At 74.4% G+C, this 1,350-nt stretch carries 1 protein-coding gene and 1 pseudogene; both read right to left on the bottom strand.

Translation table 11 applies throughout. The features are described from left to right. Window positions 1-482: pseudogene (locus tag MCM47_RS40795) on the bottom strand (hypothetical protein); the annotation flags it as partial. Window positions 483-519: 37 nt separating this feature from the next. After that, entirely contained in the window at window positions 520-1,170 is a 651-nt protein-coding gene (locus tag MCM47_RS40790) for an IclR family transcriptional regulator (RefSeq protein WP_238862803.1), read from the bottom strand. Window positions 1,171-1,350: the final 180 nt, after the last annotated feature.

The following is a 1,350-nucleotide window of genomic DNA, read 5'->3' as shown; positions in this document are numbered from 1 at the left end:
GGCCCGCCGATGTCGCCGAGGTCGACCTTCACCTTCACCTGGTCCGGCGAGAGGTGGAGGTAGGAGAGCGCGGCCGTGGTGGCGCTGTCCTGCGACTCGACCATCTGCTGGGCGGTCACCTCCTCCGCCTTGGCCGGGTCGCCCTGCGGGTAGACGGTCTCGGTCGGCCGGATCGCCTCGTCCTGGTCGAACCAGGCCCGCAGCGAACGCCAGAAGGTGGTCTCCTCCCCCGGGTTGGTCGCCGAGATGGTGACCATCCGCAGCTCGCCCGAGGGGGTCCGCACCGGGGCACCGGTGATGGTGAGCACCGGCTTGCCCTGGTAGCTGCCGAGGGTGTCCGCGGTCACGCCCGGCCAGGTCAGCGTGTAGGGCAGCGGGACGAAGCCGGCCACGGCGAACAGCGCGGTGATCAGCGCCCCGCACAGCGCCAGCGCGCGGGTCCGGGGAGCGGTCAGGGCCGGGGGCAGCTTGGTGTCGGACACAGGGGAAATCCAAACACACCCGGGCCGGTGCCCGGCACTACCGCAGGGCGTCGGCGACCTCGGTGGCGGCCTCCACCACCCTGGGGCCGACCCGTTCCGGGACGAGACCGTTCAGCATCACCACACCGACGCTGCCCTCGATCCCGCTCAGCCCGATCAGCGCCGCGGCGGCGCCGCACGCCCCGGACTGCTCCTCCGCGCGGGTGATGACGAAGCCCTGCTCCGGACGGCGCTGGCTCGGGAAGCCGCGCGCCTCCAGGATCGCCCGCCCGGCGGCGCTCTCCCCCAGCGGGTGGCGCAGCCCGGTCCGGTACGCGACGTGGAAGTCGGTCCAGCTGGGCTCGACCACGGCGACGGCCAGCGCCTCGCTGCCGTCCACCAGGGTGAGGTGGGCGGTGGCACCGAGGTCCTCGGCCAGGCTGCGCAGTGCCGGCAACGCGGCCTCGCGCAGCAGCGGGTGCACCCGGTGGGCCAGCCGCAGCACGCCGAGGCCGACCCGGGCCCGGCCGCCGATGTCGCGGCGGACCAGCCCGTGCTGTTCCAGGGTGGCCAGCAGCCGGTACACGACGGTCCGGTTCACGGCCAGCCGGGCCGCGAGCTCCGTCACCGTGAGCCCGCGCTCGGAGTCGGCGAGGAGTTTGAGGACCCGGACGCCACGGTCCAGGGTCTGGGAGGTCTCTGCAGTCACGACGCGCATTCCTTTCCGCGGCGGAGGTCGCCGGAGCGGCGGCGCCGGTCCGGGACTCGGGTGTCGCGCGCAGGTGGGGTGGCCGCGCTCGGGCCGCGGTGTGTCGTCCTTGACGCCCTGGCGGTCCTGCGGAGCCCGTCTCGCGGGGGGTGTCCCGGCGGGAGAGCGTGTGGGAAAGGT

This window comes from Kitasatospora sp. A2-31, from assembly GCF_022288725.1.
GTDB lineage: Bacteria > Actinomycetota > Actinomycetes > Streptomycetales > Streptomycetaceae > Kitasatospora.
Note: the sequence above shows the minus strand (reverse complement) of the source record. Positions and strands in the feature narration are given on the sequence as shown.